This is a genomic window from Phreatobacter sp. (genome assembly GCF_022843985.1).
In the GTDB taxonomy this organism is placed as follows: Bacteria; Pseudomonadota; Alphaproteobacteria; order Rhizobiales; family Phreatobacteraceae; genus Phreatobacter.
Genome location: NZ_JALHMP010000036.1, coordinates 24,543 through 41,268, shown reverse-complemented (window position 1 = coordinate 41,268; position 16,726 = coordinate 24,543). Strand labels below are relative to the sequence as shown.

Annotated in this window: 18 protein-coding genes; 11 read left to right on the top strand and 7 right to left on the bottom strand. The window is 69.0% G+C overall.

Annotated features, from left to right (window positions below; all coding sequences use genetic code 11):
* Both Q0C57_RS19095 and Q0C57_RS19090 read right to left on the bottom strand, forming a co-directional pair.
* On the bottom strand, nucleotides 1–283 hold a 283-nt coding region (locus Q0C57_RS19095; protein ID WP_296578915.1), incomplete at its 3' end, for a hypothetical protein.
* Between the two features lie 14 nt (nucleotides 284–297).
* Entirely contained in the window at nucleotides 298–1,119 is an 822-nt protein-coding gene (locus Q0C57_RS19090) for an SDR family NAD(P)-dependent oxidoreductase (protein WP_296578914.1), read from the bottom strand.
* Between the two features lie 120 nt (nucleotides 1,120–1,239).
* Here Q0C57_RS19090 and Q0C57_RS19085 point away from each other — a divergent pair, with 120 nt between their 5' ends.
* Genes Q0C57_RS19085 through Q0C57_RS19075 form a run of 3 tightly spaced genes read left to right on the top strand, consistent with a single transcriptional unit; the run spans nucleotide 1,240 to nucleotide 3,523 of the window.
* Nucleotides 1,240–1,539, top strand: coding sequence for a hypothetical protein (locus tag Q0C57_RS19085; RefSeq protein WP_296578911.1), 300 nt, complete (start codon nucleotides 1,240–1,242; stop codon nucleotides 1,537–1,539).
* Entirely contained in the window at nucleotides 1,536–2,219 is a 684-nt protein-coding gene (locus Q0C57_RS19080) for an SDR family oxidoreductase (RefSeq protein ID WP_296578908.1), read from the top strand. The genes Q0C57_RS19085 and Q0C57_RS19080 overlap by 4 nt, the downstream gene beginning before the upstream one ends.
* Nucleotides 2,219–3,523 carry a long-chain fatty acid--CoA ligase gene (locus tag Q0C57_RS19075; RefSeq protein WP_296578905.1) on the top strand — a complete coding sequence of 435 codons (1,305 nt, stop codon included), beginning with the start codon at nucleotides 2,219–2,221 and terminating at the stop codon, nucleotides 3,521–3,523. Before Q0C57_RS19080 ends, Q0C57_RS19075 begins: the two co-directional genes overlap by 1 nt.
* Before the next feature lie 206 nt (nucleotides 3,524–3,729).
* On the opposite strand, the gene Q0C57_RS19070 is transcribed toward Q0C57_RS19075, so the two are convergent.
* Entirely contained in the window at nucleotides 3,730–4,665 is a 936-nt protein-coding gene (locus tag Q0C57_RS19070; protein WP_296578902.1) for an SMP-30/gluconolactonase/LRE family protein, read from the bottom strand.
* 205 nt (nucleotides 4,666–4,870) lie between these two features.
* Between Q0C57_RS19070 and Q0C57_RS19065 the strand changes: the two genes are divergently transcribed.
* Nucleotides 4,871–5,365, top strand: a complete 495-nt coding sequence (locus tag Q0C57_RS19065; RefSeq protein WP_296578899.1) for a CYTH domain-containing protein — start codon at nucleotides 4,871–4,873, stop codon at nucleotides 5,363–5,365.
* A 95-nt stretch (nucleotides 5,366–5,460) separates the two neighbouring features.
* Nucleotides 5,461–6,597: an alpha-hydroxy acid oxidase gene (locus Q0C57_RS19060; RefSeq protein WP_296578896.1), complete on the top strand. Its 1,137-nt coding sequence runs from the start codon at nucleotides 5,461–5,463 to the stop codon at nucleotides 6,595–6,597.
* Nucleotides 6,598–6,608: 11 nt separating this feature from the next.
* Here the strand turns inward: Q0C57_RS19060 and Q0C57_RS19055 are convergent, their stop codons facing one another.
* The 4 genes from Q0C57_RS19055 to Q0C57_RS19040 form a co-directional block, all read right to left on the bottom strand.
* Nucleotides 6,609–7,430 carry a metallophosphoesterase gene (locus Q0C57_RS19055; RefSeq protein ID WP_296578894.1) on the bottom strand — a complete coding sequence of 274 codons (822 nt, stop codon included), beginning with the start codon at nucleotides 7,428–7,430 and terminating at the stop codon, nucleotides 6,609–6,611.
* Between the two features lie 10 nt (nucleotides 7,431–7,440).
* Nucleotides 7,441–8,376 carry a diacylglycerol kinase family protein gene (locus Q0C57_RS19050; RefSeq protein WP_296578891.1) on the bottom strand — a complete coding sequence of 312 codons (936 nt, stop codon included), beginning with the start codon at nucleotides 8,374–8,376 and terminating at the stop codon, nucleotides 7,441–7,443.
* 194 nt (nucleotides 8,377–8,570) lie between these two features.
* Entirely contained in the window at nucleotides 8,571–8,957 is a 387-nt protein-coding gene (locus tag Q0C57_RS19045) for a DUF6481 family protein (RefSeq protein ID WP_296578888.1), read from the bottom strand.
* A gap of 166 nt (nucleotides 8,958–9,123) precedes the next feature.
* A complete protein-coding gene (locus Q0C57_RS19040; protein WP_296578885.1) occupies nucleotides 9,124–9,825 on the bottom strand; it encodes a GntR family transcriptional regulator in 702 nt (233 codons plus the stop codon).
* Nucleotides 9,826–10,021: 196 nt separating this feature from the next.
* Here Q0C57_RS19040 and Q0C57_RS19035 point away from each other — a divergent pair, with 196 nt between their 5' ends.
* The 6 genes from Q0C57_RS19035 to Q0C57_RS19010 all read left to right on the top strand — a co-directional run bounded on the left by Q0C57_RS19035 (nucleotide 10,022) and on the right by Q0C57_RS19010 (nucleotide 16,666).
* Nucleotides 10,022–10,645 (top strand): TRAP transporter small permease, encoded by a 624-nt coding sequence (locus Q0C57_RS19035; RefSeq protein ID WP_296578882.1) that lies wholly within the window; start codon nucleotides 10,022–10,024, stop codon nucleotides 10,643–10,645.
* Nucleotides 10,645–11,910, top strand: coding sequence for a TRAP transporter large permease (locus Q0C57_RS19030; protein WP_296578880.1), 1,266 nt, complete (start codon nucleotides 10,645–10,647; stop codon nucleotides 11,908–11,910). The genes Q0C57_RS19035 and Q0C57_RS19030 overlap by 1 nt, the downstream gene beginning before the upstream one ends.
* A gap of 32 nt (nucleotides 11,911–11,942) precedes the next feature.
* Nucleotides 11,943–12,926 (top strand): TRAP transporter substrate-binding protein, encoded by a 984-nt coding sequence (locus tag Q0C57_RS19025; RefSeq protein WP_296578877.1) that lies wholly within the window; start codon nucleotides 11,943–11,945, stop codon nucleotides 12,924–12,926.
* A 132-nt stretch (nucleotides 12,927–13,058) separates the two neighbouring features.
* A complete protein-coding gene (locus Q0C57_RS19020; RefSeq protein ID WP_296578875.1) occupies nucleotides 13,059–13,988 on the top strand; it encodes a dihydrodipicolinate synthase family protein in 930 nt (309 codons plus the stop codon).
* A 97-nt stretch (nucleotides 13,989–14,085) separates the two neighbouring features.
* Nucleotides 14,086–15,315: a diguanylate cyclase gene (locus tag Q0C57_RS19015; RefSeq protein ID WP_296578872.1), complete on the top strand. Its 1,230-nt coding sequence runs from the start codon at nucleotides 14,086–14,088 to the stop codon at nucleotides 15,313–15,315.
* Between the two features lie 133 nt (nucleotides 15,316–15,448).
* Nucleotides 15,449–16,666, top strand: a complete 1,218-nt coding sequence (locus tag Q0C57_RS19010) for a GGDEF domain-containing protein (RefSeq protein WP_296578869.1) — start codon at nucleotides 15,449–15,451, stop codon at nucleotides 16,664–16,666.
* The last annotated feature ends 60 nt before the right edge of the window (nucleotides 16,667–16,726 follow it).

The following is a 16,726-nucleotide window of genomic DNA, read 5'->3' as shown; positions in this document are numbered from 1 at the left end:
GGGCGGCGCGCGCCGCCGTCACCGCCCGGTCCACCGCCTCCGGCCCCGCCGCGAAAAACGTCCCGAGCGCGAGTGCGCGGTCGATGGGCGAGACGGCGGTGAAGGCCGCGCCGCTGCGATCGTCCCGGCCGGCGATCCAGTTGGCCCGCTCGCGGCCCAGCATCCCGACCGCGACCTCCGGGATCACCCGGTCGAGATGGGCGTGCACCCCGGAGAAATCCTCCGCGATGTTGGAATAGGTCACGCGCGGCAATTGGTCGGGCGTCATGGTCGCGTCCTGCATCGCTGTCGTCCCCGTTACGCCGGCCAGCACTGGCCGCCGCCATCCACCCGCAGCACCTGGCCGGAGACGAAGGCGCCGAGCGGTCCGGCGAAAATCTCCACCACCCGCGCCACCTCGTCCACCGTGGCGATGCGGTCGAGGGTGCCCGCCTCCGCCAGCCGCGCCGGATCGACGGCGCGCGTGCCGAGGAAACGGCCGGTCCGGGTGTCACCGGGCGCGATGCAGTTGACGGTGACGTCATAGGGACGGAGCTGGTCGGCGAGGCAGCGGGTGTAATGCGTCACGCCGGCCTTGGCGGTGGCATAGATGGCGCCGTTGGTGCGGCCCTTGAAGGCGGCGACCGAGCCGAGGGTGACGATACGGCCCGCGCGCCGCGCCATCATGCCCTTCGCCACCGCCTGGCAGGTGAGGATGGTGGAGAGGAGGTTGCGCTCCAGCACGGCGCGCACATCCTCTTCCGCAATGCCCACGGCATCGTTCGGATCGGGCTTGCCGCCGCGGGCCGCGATGTCGCCGCCGGCATTGTGGACGAGGATGGCGACGGGGCCGAGGCCCGCTTCGGTCTCGGCGACGACGCGGTCGATCTCGGCGGCGCGGGTCAGGTCGCCGAGCACCCGCAGCGTCCGGACGCCATGGGCCGCCGCCACATCCGCCGCCACGGCGGTCAGCGTGGTGCCCTCGCCATATTCGGCCGGACCGGTCTCCCGCATGCCATGGATGGCGACAGCGGCGCCCATGGCCGCCAGCGTCTCGGCGAAGGCCCGGCCGAGGCCGCGGCCTGCCCCCGTCACCAGCGCCACCTGGCCCGCCAGCGGCCGCTCCGTCGTTGCGTTCATGGCCCGTCTCCCCGCCGACACTCCGCCGCCGGGCCGCGCGCTTGGCAAGCCCGCCGGCCGGGGGGCAGCGGTGCGCCGGCGGATCGACTATCATCGGCCCGGCGCGAATCGGGGCAGGACATGACGGCAGAGGCGGCAGCCCGCGACATCGAGGCGAAGATCCGCGACCTCGTCGCCTTCATCACCGGCGAGGCGGCGGCGGGCCTCGACACCGCCTCTCCCCTCATCGGCGAGAAGGCCGTGGTGGATTCACAGGGGCTGCTGGAGGTCATGCTGGCGCTGGAGGAATTCGCCGGCGAGCGCTTCGGCAAGCCCTTCGACTGGATGAACGACGCCGCCTTCTCGTCCGCCCGCAGCCCCTTCCGCACCATCGGCACGCTCGCCGCCCACATGGCCGACCAGATGGTGGAGGGCGCGTGAGGCGCACCCTCCTCGTCACCGGCGCGAGCCGCGGCCTCGGCCGCGCCATCGCCGAGCGGGCGCTCGCCGCCGGCTACGATGTGATCGGCCTCGCACGGTCGCCGGCCGCGGCGCCCTTCCCGATCCATCCCTGCGACGTCGCCGATGCCGCGGCGGTCAAGGCACTGGCCGCGACGCTTCCCCGCGCGACGCCGCTCTGGGGCGTGGTCAATGCCGCCGGCATCGCCTCCATGAACCTCGCCCTGATGACGCCGCCGGCCACCGTCCAGCGCGTCATCGCCACCAACCTGATGGGCGCCATCCACGTCTCCCAGGCCTTCGCGCCGGCGCTGGTGCGGGCCAAGGCGGGCCGCATCATCCATTTCTCCACCATCGCCGTGCCGCTGGGCCTGGCCGGCGAGGCGGTCTATGTGGCCTCCAAGGCCGGCGTCGAGGGCTTTGCCCGCACCTTCGCCCGCGAGGTCGCGGGCTTCGGCATCACCGTCAACTGCATCGCGCCCGGACCCATCGACACCGATCTCATCGCCAAGGTGCCGGCGGAGGCCATCGACCGGATCGTCGGCCGCCAGGTGGTGCAGCGCAAGGGCACGCCCGACGACGTCTGGGACGTCACCGCCTTTCTGCTCTCCGACGCGGCCGCGATGATCTCCGGCCAGGTCCTGGCCATCGGCGGGGCGTGATGGCCGGGCTCGTCGACGAGATCCTCACCCGCCAGACTCATCCGACACGGCCCTTCCTGGTCGCCGCGGCAGGCAGCCTCGCCTTTGCCGAGATCGCCGCGGCGAAGGGGCCGGACCTCTCCGCCATCGCCCCCGGCGACGTGGTCGCCCTGGTCGGCGATTTCGAGCCGGACAGCGTCGCGACCCTGCTGCGCCTCATCGATGCCGGCGCCATCATCGTGCCGCTGACGCGCCAGACCGCCGCCGACCATGGCTATTTCCGCGCCGCAGCCCATGTGAATGCCGTCATCGACGGCGGCTCCGTGACGCGCAGCGCCCCCGCTGGCATCGACCATCCGATGCTCGCCGCACTGCGCGCCCGCAATCATGCCGGCCTCGTGCTCTTCTCCTCCGGCACGACGGGGCGGCCCAAGGCCATCCTCCACGATTTCGCGCCCTTCCTCGCCCGGTTCCGCACGCCGCGCGAGGCGCTGGTGACCATGAGCTTCCTGATGTTCGACCATATCGGCGGCATCAACACGCTTCTCCACACGCTGTTCAACAACGGCCGCATCGTCGTGCCGTCGAAGCGCACCGCCGAGGCGGTGGTCGCCGAGATCATCGCGCACGGCGTCGAGCTCCTGCCGACGACGCCGACCTTCCTGCGCATGGCGCTGATGAGCGGCCTGCTACCACACCTCGCCGGCTCGGCACTCCGCGTCGTCACCTATGGCACCGAGCGGATGGACGAGCCGACGCTGCTGCGGCTCTGCGAGGCGCTCCCCGCCGTCGACTTCCGCCAGACCTACGGCATGTCCGAACTCGGCATCCTCCGGGTCAAGTCGGAGGCCCGCGACAGCCTGTTCATGAAGGTTGGCGGCGAGGGCGTCGAGACGCGGGTGCGCGCCGATTGCGTGCTGGAGATCCGCGCCGCCAACCGCATGATCGGCTATCTCAACGCCCCCTCGCCCTTCTCCGAAGACGGCTGGTACGACACCCGCGACGTTGTGGAGGTGAAGGGCGACCTCGTCCGGATCATCGGCCGCACCAGCGACGTCATCAATGTCGGCGGCCAGAAGATCCTCCCCGGCGAGATCGAGCGGGTGGCGCTGCTCCACCCCTCCGTCGACCTCGCCCATGCCTGGGGCGGGCGCAACCCCATCACCGGCGAGCATATCGAGGTCACGGTGCAGCTGCGCCCCGGCGAGAGCCTGACGCGCGAGGACATGATGCGCCATTTCCGGGCGCATCTTCCGCCGGGTCTGCACCCCCACCGCGTGCGCTTCGGCGAGGTGGCGGTCGGGCACCGTTTCAAGCGGCTTTAGGCTGGCGCGAAGAAGTGAGGTCCCACCTCCACCCTCCCCGCTGGCGCGGGGAGGGGGACTTCCGCCTCGCGTCCGATCCTCGGCCGTCGAGCCTGGCGCTGCCGATCGCGGACAGGCGGGACGCCGTAGTCCCCGCCCCGCGCCAGCGGGGAGGGTGCGGGTGGGGCTTTCGGGGTGAAGCCGCAGGTAACCTTGGGAATAGCCCCTCACGCCTGCTGGTAGTTCAGCAGCAGGCCGGAATTCTCCCACTCCGTCGCCACCAGCCGCCCGGTCGAGGACAACGTGATATAGGCGGTGCGCAGTTCCGGTCCGCCGAAGGCGATATTGGTCACCCAGCGCTCGCCCGGCACCGGAATGTGCCTGAACTCCCCCGTGTCCGGGGCAATGACGGTGATGCCGCCATTGACCAGCGTGGCCACGCAGACATTGCCGTCGGCGTCCACGGCCAGCGAGTCGAAGCGGTAGTAGCCGCCGATCCCCGCCACGATCCGCCCGCCATGGGGCGAGGGGAAGGGATGGCGGCGAATGGCTCCCGGGCCGTCGAGATCGAAGGCCCAGAGCCGCGCCGTCTCGGTCTCGGCGACATAGAGGACGGAGCCGTCCGGCGACAGGCCGATGCCGTTGGGCGTCACCATCGGATGGACGACCTCGGTCAGGAAGGAGCCGTCGGCCCTGGCGTAGTAAACGCCGCCGCGGTCCATGTCGCGCGGCCGCGCCTTGCCGAGATCGGTGAAATAGAAGCCGCCCTGATCGTCGAAGACGATGTCGTTGGGCCCCCTGAAGGGACAGGCCGCGGTGGCGGTGTAGAGCACTTCGAGCGCGCCCGTGACGAGGTCGAGCCGCTCGATCCGGCCGCCGGAATAATCGTCCGCCTGGCCGATCGGCAGCAGGCCGCGGGCATCGCCCGGCGGCGTCCATTTGAAGCCGCCATTGTTGCAGATGTAGAGCTTGCCATCGGGGCCGAGCGCCAGGCCGTTGGGACCGCCGCCCTGGCGGGAGAGATAGCTGACCGTCCCGTCGGGCGCGACCTTGGTCACCGTGCCGCGGCCGATCTCGACCACAAGAACCGAGCCGTCGGCGAGCACCACTGGCCCCTCGGGGAACAGAAGGCCCGCGGCGAGTTCGCGAAAGTCCAGATCCATGCCATCCTCCCATGCCGGCCCTCAAGGGCTCTTGGCCGCAGCGTCACCCGGCGGCTGGTCCCATCAGACCACCGGCCGATGCGCCAGGCGAGGCCGTCTCCCGCAAGGCAGCCCGGTGCCGGTCGCCGCACCACGAAAGGTCGCGATTGCGTCCTGCCGCCAGCTCGGGCTTGATGCCGGCCGACGAGGAAATGCTGGAGACCGCATGGCCATCGAGATCGAGCGCAAGTTCCTGGTCGTCGGGAACGCTTGGAGGCAGGCACCGCGCGTACGGGCCATCGCCCAGGGCTATCTCGCGGCCCTCCCGGCATCCGTCCGCATCCGAATCCAGGACGGCGACGCCACCCTCACCATCAAGGGCGAGGTCGAGGGCCTGGTACGCGACGAGTTCGAATATCCCGTCCCGCTGGCCGATGCCGAGGCCCTGCTGCGCCTTTGCCCGGAGCCACCCATCGTCAAGAAGCGCCATGAGCTCATCCATGCCGGCAAGCTGTGGCAGGTCGACGCCTTCGAGGGCGCGCTGGCGGGGCTCGTTGTCGCCGAGGTCGAGCTGGAGCGGGCCAACGAGGTCATCACCCTGCCGGACTGGATCGGCCGCGAGGTGACCCATGACCGGCGCTACCGCAACTCCGCCCTGATCCGCAGCGGCCTGGCGGGCCTGCCCGCTGAAACCGACTGCCGCCTTCCCCGCGCGGGCTGACCGGCGGGAAGGGCGTCTGGTCGTGGCCCAAGACCGGTGCTAGACCGATAACGGCCCAAGGTTACCCGCATCGCCAGAACCCAAAGAAGGCTCGGATGTCCGTCGTCACCAGCATCGAAGATCTCCGCATCCTCGCCAAGCGGCGTGTCCCGCGCATGTTCTACGACTATGCCGATTCCGGCGCCTGGACGGAGAGCACCTACCGGGCCAACACCTCGGACTTCGCCAAGATCAAGCTGCGCCAGCGCGTCGCGGTCGACATGCGCAACCGCACCCTGGCCACCGAGATGATCGGCGAGAAGGTCTCGATGCCCGTGGCGCTGGCGCCCACCGGCCTCACCGGCATGCAGCATGCCGATGGCGAGATCCTCGCCGCCCGCGCCGCCAACAAGGCCGGCATCCCCTTCACCCTGTCGACCATGAGCATCTGCTCGCTGGAGGACATCGCCGAGGCCACCGGCAAGCCCTTCTGGTTCCAGCTCTACGTGATGCGCGACCGGGAATTCGCCGCCAATCTCATCGACCGGGCGAAGAAGGCGGGCTGCTCGGCCCTCGTCCTCACCCTCGACCTGCAGATCCTCGGCCAGCGCCACAAGGACATCAAGAACGGCCTCTCGGCCCCGCCCAAGCCGACGCTGACCAACCTGATCAACCTCTCCACCAAGCTGCGCTGGTGCCTCGGCATGCTCGGCACCAAGCGGCGCACCTTCGGCAACATCGTCGGCCATGCCAAGGGCGTCGACGACATGTCATCGCTGTCGTCCTGGACATCGGAACAGTTCGATCCGGCGCTCAACTGGGACGACGTGAAGTGGATCAAGGACCGCTGGGGCGGCAAGCTGATCCTCAAGGGCATCCTCGACGCGGAGGATGCCGAACTTGCCCTCGGCTCCGGCGCCGACGCGCTCATCGTCTCCAACCATGGCGGCCGCCAGCTCGACGGCGCCATGTCCTCCATCGAGGCCCTGCCCGGCATCGTCGCGGCGGTCGGCTCGAAGATCGAGGTCCATATGGATGGCGGCATCCGCTCCGGCCAGGACGTCATCAAGGCGGTCGCGCTCGGGGCCAGGGGCACCTATATCGGCCGCGCCTTCCTCTATGGCCTCGGCGCCATGGGCGAGGAGGGGGTCACCACGGCGATCGAGATCATCCGCAAGGAGCTCGACATCACCATGGCGCTCTGCGGCCTGCGCGACATCAGGACAGTGGACGGCAACATCCTGGTGCGCTGAGGGGGCGGGGCTCAGCCGCCGGGCCAGCCCAGGTCCAGGCGCGCGGCGCTGGCCCAGCCGCCGGCCCCGTACTGGCGCATCGCGATGCCGACCCCCGCCTCGGCGAGGGTGATGAGGTTCCAGCTGTTGACCTGGCCGCGCAGCCGGTCGGAGGTCGCCGTGCCCGCATGGACGATGAGCACGTCGTCGCGGGCCATGGCCGCGCCGGGCACTGCCGGCCGCTCGCCGGTCGCGGGGTTCCACAGGCTCGCATGGCTGCGGTGTCGATGGCCGAGCAGGATCAGGCTGCGCGGGCGCGCCGCCAGGGTGGCCAGCAGGGCGTCGCCGCGCGTCACCAGATCATAGGCGCGCCCGGTATCGTCGCCATAGGCGACGGGATGGTGGGCGGTGACGACGAGGATGCGCGGGTCCCGTTCGGCGCTTGCCACGGCGGCGATCTGGGCCGGCGCGATCCGCCCGCGCGACCAGTTGAGATAGGGGCCGTAGGGCCGGGCGCTGTTGACGCCCTTGACCAGCACCGCGGCGTTGGACCATTCCGGCGCCAGACCCGGGGTGATGTAGCGCCGCCAGCGCCGGTAGGGGTGGAACAGCATCTCCCAGACCGGAAAGGCCGGGATGTCGTGATTGCCCGGCACGACGAGACAGGGCGCCGGAATGCGGTCGAGGAAGGCGCGCGCGGCGGCGAATTCGCCATGGCTGCCGAACTGGGTGAGGTCGCCGCTGATCACCACGAGGTCGGGAGCGGCAGCCGCCAGGTCGGCGAGCAGCGCAGTGACAATCTCGGGCACCTCGCGGCCGAAATGGATGTCGGAAACATGGGCGATGACCGTCATGACGGGAGCATCACGACGCCGGGCCCGGAGGTTGCGGCACGACGACCCTGAGCGCGCCCGGCCTGACGGCAAAATGCAGCGGTGTCCGGAGCCGCCGGATCTCGCCGTCGTTGAGGATGGTCAGCCATTCGCGGCGGGCGTCGATGGTCAGCACCGGTGTCTCGCGGAAGGCGATGTCGGGATCGATCCGCGCCCGCCCGGCAAAGATCGCGGCGGCCAGCTTGAACAGCGTCAGATAGCCCCGCTCGCGTGCGGCATAGACCGCCAGGAGTCCCGAATCCAGCCGCTCGCGGAAGGGCACGCGCGAGACGATCTCGGCCAGCGGATTGACCGACACGATGACACCGCGCGTCTCCTCGGTCCAGGCACTGCGGTCGTCGTGGATCGCCAGCGTGGCCGGCCGCAGCGTCATCGCCTTCAGGCCTGTCCGCAGGAACGACAGGAACGTCGCCAGCAGCCGCCCCCGCGCCTCCTCGCGGTAGCGCTGCAGCTTGGCCAGCGGGCCGATGACGCTGGTGCACAGGAAGGCCCGGTCGTTGACGGTGCCGACATCGATGGCGCGTTGCGTGCCGGTCGCCAGTGCTGCGATCGCGAGGGTCGTGTCGAGGGGGATCAGCAGGTCCCGGGCGAGCTGGTTGACCGTGCCCTGCGGAATGATGGCGAGGGCCGTATGGGTGCCCATGAAGGCTTCCGCGGCGGCGAGGATCGTCCCGTCGCCGCCGAGCACCACCACGATGTCGGGATCATGCGCCTTGCAGGCCGCCACGGCCTCCGCCAGGTGACCGGAGCCGGCCATGAACATGCGGGGATAGACGCCATGGGCGGAGATCGCCGCGACGACCGTGTCGACGGCCTGCCCGCCGCGGCCGCCGAGGCCCGACCGCTTGTTCGCCAGCACGGCGACCGACGGTGTCCCGCCAAAGCCGAACAGGTCTCTCTCGGCCATGATGAGATGCCCCCGGGATGACGCGCCGCTGCCGGACGCGGAGACAACAACGGGCAGGACGGCGACGAGTTCCAGAGGGCAAATGGTCGCCGCTCCGGGATTCGCCGCAGGCCGGTCAGCCGGAAACGGACCCCCGGACGACAAAGGGCCGCCTCGCGGGCGGCCCTCGGCTCGTCAGGACGGAAATCCGCGGCTCAGCGGCGGCCGCCGCGCGCGGCCGCTTTGGCGCGGGCTTCGGCATAGGCGGCGATTTCGCGGTAGATCTGCTTCGGACGCGCCTTGGCGCGGGCCTCTTCTTCTTCGAGACGCTTCAGTTCCGCCTCTTCGGCGGCGATCCGCTCGGCTTCCTTGCGGGCCGCCTCTTCGGCGGCGAAACGCTCGGCCTCGGCGCGACGAATGGCTTCCTTGGCCGCTTCCCGCTTGGCCCGGGCCTCGGCGATGGCGCGCCGCTCGGCCTGGCGCTTCTGGAAGTCCGGATCATCCGGACCCGGTCGCGAACGGAACTTCTCCAACAATGCCTGCTTAGCCTTCTGGGCAGTCTCAAGGCGTTCGGACAGGCCGTTCTGGGTATGGATGGACAAAGGGTAGTGATCCTTGGTTCGTTCAGGGGCGGTTCGGGAACGTCGCAGGCGGGAGGCGCACCCCGGAATGCCGAAGGCCTCGTCGCGACTGCATCCGGGTACAGAAAGCTTCACCGAACGTCAACGTCAAACCACCACATCATGACATATGGTTGACGCTTGGCAGCTATTCCAGAGCCACCGACCGGGAATTCGTCGCGCCGCCTGCCGCGCCCGAGCGGGCCACGACCCGCAGGAGGTCGGCGCGCACCGCCTCGATATGGCCGACCAGGAAGGCGGCGGCTTCAGTGAACCGCCCGGCCCGGCATTGCCGGATGAGTTCGGCATGTTCCTGCTCGGCGATTCCCATGGCCGCCGTGTTGGACAGTTGCAGGCGGGTGTAGCGGTCGCTCGTCTGCAGCAGCGCGGCGACGATCGACTGGGTGCGTGGCTGCCGCGCCTTGGTGTAGAGGGCCATATGGAACTCGGCGTTGATGACGCCCCACTGGCCGACATCCCCTGCCGCGATCGCCGTCTCGAACCGCGCCTGAATGGCATCGAGCGCGGCAAAATCGGACGCGGAGAACCGCGGCGCCGACTGTGACAGCAGGCGCGGCTCCAGCAGGCAGCGCAGGTCGAAGACATCGTTGATCTCGTCAAGCGACAGTTCGGAGACGATCGCGCCCTTGTGCGGGACGATGCGCACGAAGCCTTCCGCCTCAAGCTGGAACAGCGCCTCGCGGACGGGAATGCGGCTGACGCCATAGGTCTCGGCCATCGCGTCCTGACGCAGCTGTGAGCCGGCGGGATAGGTGCCGGCGAGGATCGCCTGACGCAGGCGGTCGACGATGGCGGCAGACAGGGTGCGGTGCTTGAGCGGCGCGGTCATCCGATTCCCGACAATGCTGCGAACCTCACCATCCGACCACGAAAACCCGCCTTTGCCCATCCGTCGCCACGGGGATGGGATCCAGGCCAGTGAGCGACGGTCTGTGCGAAAACTCTGTGGAAAGCCATTGACTCCTCGATTGTATAAAATCTACGCTAACAGAGTTCCAGAGCAAAAGCACATCGGGGTGCCACCGATGACGACCCAGGCCAGTTCCTCCGCGCAGGCCTTTGCGCCGGCCCGGGCCCTGCAGTCCCTGTCGGCCGGCCTGCTCGCGATCGAGCGGCTGGCCATCATGGGCTTCATGGCCCTGCTGGCCGGGCTCATCCTTCTCAACGTCGTCACCCGCTACAGCGGCATCCCGATCTACTGGGTCGACGAATCCTCGGTCTATTCGGTCGTCTGGCTGACCTTCATCGGCGCCTCGGCCATGACGCGCCTGCGGCTCGACTTCGCCGTCTCGATGCTGACCGAGCGCCTGTCGGAACGCTGGCGCCGGCTGGCCAAGATCATCGCCACCGGGATGGTCGTGACCTTCGGCCTGTCGCTTGCCGCCATGTGCTGGCTGTGGATGGACCCGCTCGGCATCGCCGCGGCCGGTTTCGATGCCCGCGCCTTCGCCGGAGAGACGTTCAATTTCCTCTACACCGAGCGCACCCAGACGCTGAACTGGCCGACCTGGGTGATCTACATGATCCTGCCGATCTTCGCGGTGTCGATGACCGTCCACGGCCTCGCCAATCTGGTCGAGGATGTCGGCCTCGTGCCGCCGGCGCCGATCCGGGGCTTCGTCCTGTCCGACATCGACGGGGTGAACTGATGATCACCTCGGCCGCCTTTTTCGTCATCATGCTGGTCGGCGTGCCGATCGGCCTGTGCCTGTGCATTGCCGGCATCGTCTTCATCCTCGTCTCCGGCAATCCGCTCCTCTTCCAGAGCTATCCGCTGCAGATGTTCGGCGGCGTCGACAGCTATGGCCTCATCGCCATCCCGCTCTTCATCCTCATCGGCGAGATCATGAACGGCGGCGGCATCACCCGGCGCATCGTCGATCTCGCCATGGCTTTCATCGGTTCGGTGCGCGGCGGCCTCGCCTATGTGAACGTGCTCGCCAACATGTTCGTCGCCTCCATCCTGGGCTCGGCCACGGCCCAGGTGGCGATCATGTCGCAGATCATGGTCCCGGAAATGGAGAAGCAGGGCTATGACAAGACCTTCGCCGCCGGCCTCACCGCCTATGGCGGCATGCTCGGCCCGATCATCCCGCCCTCGGTGATGTTCGTCGTCTATTCGGTGCTGGCGCAGGTCTCGGTCTCGGACATGCTCATCGCCGGCATCCTGCCCGGCCTGATCCTGACGGCGCTGTTCTTCGCCGTCATCGCCCTGATGGGCTATGTCTACAACTATCCCCGGGCGGAGAAGCAGTCGGCCCGCCAGCGCCTCGGCACGATCCTCGCCGCGCTCCCGACCCTGTCGATCCCCATCATCATCGTCGGCTCGATCCTCGGCGGCCTCGCCAACGCTACCGAGGCGGCAGCCATCGGCGCCGTCGCCGCGGCGCTGGTCGGCCGCTTCTGGACGCGGCAGTTCGCCTTCTCCCGCCTGCCGGAGATGATGCTCCGCGCCGGCGTCTACTCCGCCGTCGTGCTGTTCCTGGTCGCCGCCGCCGCCGTCTTCTCGTGGATCCTCATCTACGGGAAGGTGCCGCAGGAGACCGCCGCCTGGATCCAGACGGTCGCCAAGGACCCGATCACCTTCATGCTGCTGACCAATGTCATCCTGCTGGTCATCGGCACGGTGATCGACGGCATTCCCGGCCTGATCATGACGGTGCCGATCCTGCTGCCCATCGCCACCGAGATCTATGGCATCGATCCCCGCCATTTCGGCGTCGTCGTGGTCATCAACCTCGTCCTCGGCCTGCTCTCGCCGCCGGTCGGCCTGTGCTTCTTCGTCGCCGCCGCGGTCACCGGCGCCAAGCCGGGCAAGATGTTCCTCGTCACCCTTCCCTTCTTCGGTATCGCCTGCGTCCTGCTGGTGCTGCTGTCGATCTACCCCTTCCTGTCCCTCGCCCTCCTCAAGTGAATGCCGTCCTCGAACCCCAAAGGAGCATGACCATGTCCCTCTCCCGCCGCCATCTCATCGCCGCCGGCGCCAGCCTGCCGCTCGCCGCCCCCTCGCTCGCCCTCGCCCAGGCGAAAGAGTTCCGCCTCGGCATCCTCACCCCTGCCGGCCATCCCTGGAACCGCGCCGCCCTCAAGGTCGGCGAGGACCTGAAGGCCGCGACCAACGGCCGCCTGACTCTGACCGTCTTCCATTCCGGCCAGCTCGGCAACGAGGCCGCCATGCTGCAGCAGATGCAGTCGGGCGCCCTCGACATGGGCTGGATCATGGCCGCCGAGCTCGGCTCGCGCGTCCCCACCATCGCCGCCATCACCGCGCCCTATGTGGTCGATTCCACGCCGAAGATTGCCAAGCTGGTGCGCCATCCGGTGGCAGCCAAGCTGTTCGACGTGCTGCCGCGCGAGACCGGCACGATCGGCCTCGCCTGGGGAATCACCGGCATGCGGGCCATCTTCGCCGCGCGCGACATCTCGAAGGTCGCCGACATCCGCGGCATGAAGCTGCGCATCAACCCGACCCCGGTCTATCGCGACTTCTACCAGCTGCTCGGCGCCGCGCCGACGCCGATCCCGACGCCGCAGGTCTTCGACGCCATGACCAACGGCCAGGTCGACGGCCTCGAGGCGGACCTCGAATTCTCCTGGAACCAGCGCTTCGACAGGCCCTCCAAGTCGATCCTGCAGATGAATGCCGTCTTCATGCCGGTCATCGCCCTCGTCTCGGGCCGCGTCTGGCAGACGATCTCCGCTGCAGACCGCGAGCTCATCACCAAGACCGTCAAGGGAGCCCTCGACATCCAGATCGACGAGCTCGCCGGCAACGAACCGAAGCTGGTCGAGCAGTTCAAGGCGACCGGGATCCCCTTCCGCAACGCCGATCCGCGCGAGGCAGCGGCGGTCGTCGCCGAATTCGACAAGATCTGGCTTCCCAAGGCGCCGATCCTCGCCGAACTGCGCCAGGCCGGCGCCTCGCTCTGAGATCGCCGCCGCCGTCGTCATGCCCGGGTCTGTCCCGGGCATGACGATACCGGGCCCGGTCCTTCAACCTCTATCCAAGCCAGCGGCGCCCCTCAGCAGCCGCGCAACGACCATTTCATCGGAGAAAACCCCATGGCACCCCGCATTTCCTGGGAAGGCGTCTTCCCGGCCGTCACCACCCAGTTCCACGACGATCTCTCGCTCGACATCGACGCCACCGCCAAGGTGATGGACAACCTGATCCGCGACGGCGTATCCGGCCTCATCGTCTGCGGCTCGGTGGGGGAGAACACCTCGCTGGCCCGCCATGAGAAGATTGCCGTCATGGAGGCGGCGAAATCCGTCGCCGCCGGCCGCGTGCCGGTGCTCTGCGGCATCGCCGAATTCACCACCGCCTTCGCCGTCGAGACCGCCAAGGAAGCCGATCGCATCGGCATTGACGGCATCATGGTCATGCCGGCCCTGGTCTATTCCTCGAAGCCGCACGAGACCGCGCAGCATTTCCGCACGGTCGCCTCGGCCACCGACCTGCCGGTGATGCTCTACAACAACCCGCCCATCTACAAGAACGACGTCACGCCGGACATTCTCGTCTCGCTCGCCGATGTCGACACTGTCGTCTGCTTCAAGGATTCATCGGGCGACACCCGCCGATTCATCGATACCCGCAACATGGTCGGTGACCGCTTCGTGCTCTTCGCCGGCCTCGACGACGTCATCGTCGAGAGTGTCGCCATGGGCGCCGTCGGCTGGGTCTCCGGCATGTCCAACGCCTTCCCGCGCGAGGGTGAGACCCTGTTCCGCCTGGCCCGGGCCGGCCGCTATGCCGAGGCCATGCCGCTCTACGAGTGGTTCATGCCGCTGCTCCACCTCGACGCCCGTCCCGATCTCGTGCAGTGCATCAAGCTCTGCGAGAACATCATGGGCCGTGGCACCGCGCTGACCCGGCCGCCGCGCCTCGCCCTTTTGCCGCACGAGAAGGCGGAGGTCGAGGCGATGATGGCCAAGGCCCTCGCCAACCAGCCGAAGCTGCCGGATGTCGGCCTGAAGGCTGCCGCCTGACCCGCGATTGCGTAAAATTACGGAATGCACGTGTGATATTCCGTTAACGCATTCTTGGGTTGCATCATGCCTTCCTGGGCCTCTATCCGAGGCAGGCATGGGTAACGAGACGCACGGGTTCAGTGCTCCGCGATGGAGGCTGACGCGCTGGCTGGCGACGACCAGTCAGCGCGTGCCGGACGACGTCCGCGCCGCCCTGATCGCCCAGCTCTTCGGCACCCTGCCCATCTTCCTTGGCGGCATCGTCAACACGACGGCCATCGCCATCCTCGTGGCGATCTGGCACCCCTCGCCGCTGCTCATCGCCTGGTGCTGCCTGGAGATCGCCATCTCCCTCGGCCGGCTCGCCGTGATGATCCACGCCCTGCGCGCGGTGCGGCGCGGCGGCCGGACCTTCACCGACCTGACCATCCTCCTTGCCGTGGCCTGGGGCTTCACCACCGGTCTCGGTGCCTGTCTCGCCCTTCTCACCGGCGATTGGCCCACCGCCATCGTCGTCTGCATCTCCGCCGCCGGGATGATCGGCGGCATGTGCTTTCGCTATGTCGGCACGCCCCGCCTCGCCACCGCGGTCATCGGCGGAGCGCTGCTGCCCGCCACGGCCGGCGCGCTGATGTCGGGCAACACCATCCTGCTGATCTCGGCGGTCCAGGCGCCGGCTCTCCTCCTCGCCATGAGCATGGCCGCCTTCCAGCTCCACCGCATGCTGGTCGCCACCATGATGGCCGAGCGCGAGAACCTCCAGCGCACCCGGGTCGACGCCCTGACTGGCCTTGCCAACCGCAACGGGCTGACCCGCGCCTTCGAGACGCATCTGGCCGCACGCGAATTCGAGGACGCGCCCTTCGCGCTCCTCTATCTCGACCTCGATGGCTTCAAGGCCATCAACGACACCCATGGCCACCTCGTCGGCGACCGCATCCTGGCAATGGTGGCCGAGCGCATGCGGGTCCTCCTGGCATCGGGCGATACGGCCGGGCGGCTCGGCGGCGACGAATTCGTCATCCTCACCGCGATCGGCGCCGAAGCCGAGGCGCTGGCTCTCGGGCAGGCGGCTCTCGCCGCGATTTCGGCCCCCTATCTGCTGTCCGGCGGCCAGACCCTCCGCATCGGCGTCAGCATCGGCATCGCCATCGCGCCCCACGACGGCCGCGACTGGAACATGCTGATGACACGCGCCGACTCCGCTCTCTATGTCGCCAAGTCCCGCGGCAAGGCCCAGGTCGCCCTCGCCAGCGAGGTCGACGGCGACACCCGGGCGCTCTGGGAGGCCAGGCGCCAGGCCGAATCCGACCCGCGCGATCACCGGTTCGCCGCCGCCGGATAGCTGATCCCGGTCACCGGCGATCATCGCGGGCGGCAGGCCCCGACCGGACCGTCTCACGACTGACGTTACGTCATTTACCTGACGTTGAGGCGCCCGCGGCATCAGTCGTCGCGAACCAGGCGGAGCAGCGCGAATGCAGACCGGCAAGGCCATCTATTCCGCTCCAACCTGGCGCCTGACCCGCTGGCTCGCCGAGCCACCTGCAGGTACCCCCGACACCATCCGCCAGCGTCTGATCGCCGAACTCTTCGGCAACCTGCCGGTCTTCTACGGCGGCCTCGTCGCGACCATGGTCGGCCCGGTCAGCGTCGTCATCTTCAAGCCGAGCCTGGTGTTCATCGTCTGGCTGGTGGCGGAGGCCGTCATCAGCGTCGTGCGGCTGGCCGCGCTGGTCCATGGCCGCCGGGCTGCGCGGCGGGGCGCCAGGACCCATACCGACCTGCACATCCTCATGGCGCTGGCCTGGAGCGCCAATCTCGGCCTCGGCTGTTGCCTCGCCATCCTCTCGGGTGACTGGGTCATCGCCATGGCCGCCTGCATTCCGGCCGCCGCCATGGTCGGCGGCATCTGTTTCCGCAATTTCGCGGCGCCGCGGCTGGCCGCGGCCATGATGGTCCTGTCGATGGCACCGATCCCGGTCGCGACGCTCCTGGTCGGCGAGCCGGCCCTCATCGGCGTGACGCTTCTGGTCCCGCTGTTCCTGTTCAGCATGAGTGCGGCGGCTTTCCAGATGAACGCCATGGTCGTCTCGGCCATGGTGGCCGAACAGGAGAACCGCCACCGCGCCTCCCATGACGATCTCACCGGCCTGTCCAACCGGGCCCATCTCGTCAGACTGCTCGGCGATCGCCTCGCAGACGACCAGCCCGCCGGCCTGGCGCTCTTCTTTCTCGACCTCGACGGCTTCAAATCGGTCAACGACCGGTTCGGTCATGCGACCGGGGATGGGCTGCTGCAGCTCATCGCGGGGAAACTGACCATGGCCGTGCGCTCCGGCGACGTCGCCGCAAGGCTCGGCGGCGACGAATTCGTCGTCCTCGCCGACGGCCTCGACCGCGACGGAGCCCTGGCTTTCGGCCGCCATCTGGCCGAGACCATCACCCGCACCTATGACGTCGGCGGACAGGCCTGTGCCATCGGCGTCAGCGTCGGCATCGCCCTGGCGCCCGCCCATGGCGCCGATGCGCGCAGCCTCCTCGCCGCCGCCGATGCCGCCCTCTATGTCGCCAAGGACCGCGGCGCCTGCAGGGTCGTCATGGCGGCCGACGCCGCGACCCTCGCGCCGCCCCTCGCACCGCTGGCGGGCATATCCCCTGCCCTCGAGGCGCAGCGGCCAACCGCCCTGTCCTGACGGCCATTGCGCCGTAGCGCGCCGCGCCGCATACCGGCAGGGTTCACGCCTTCCGGAACC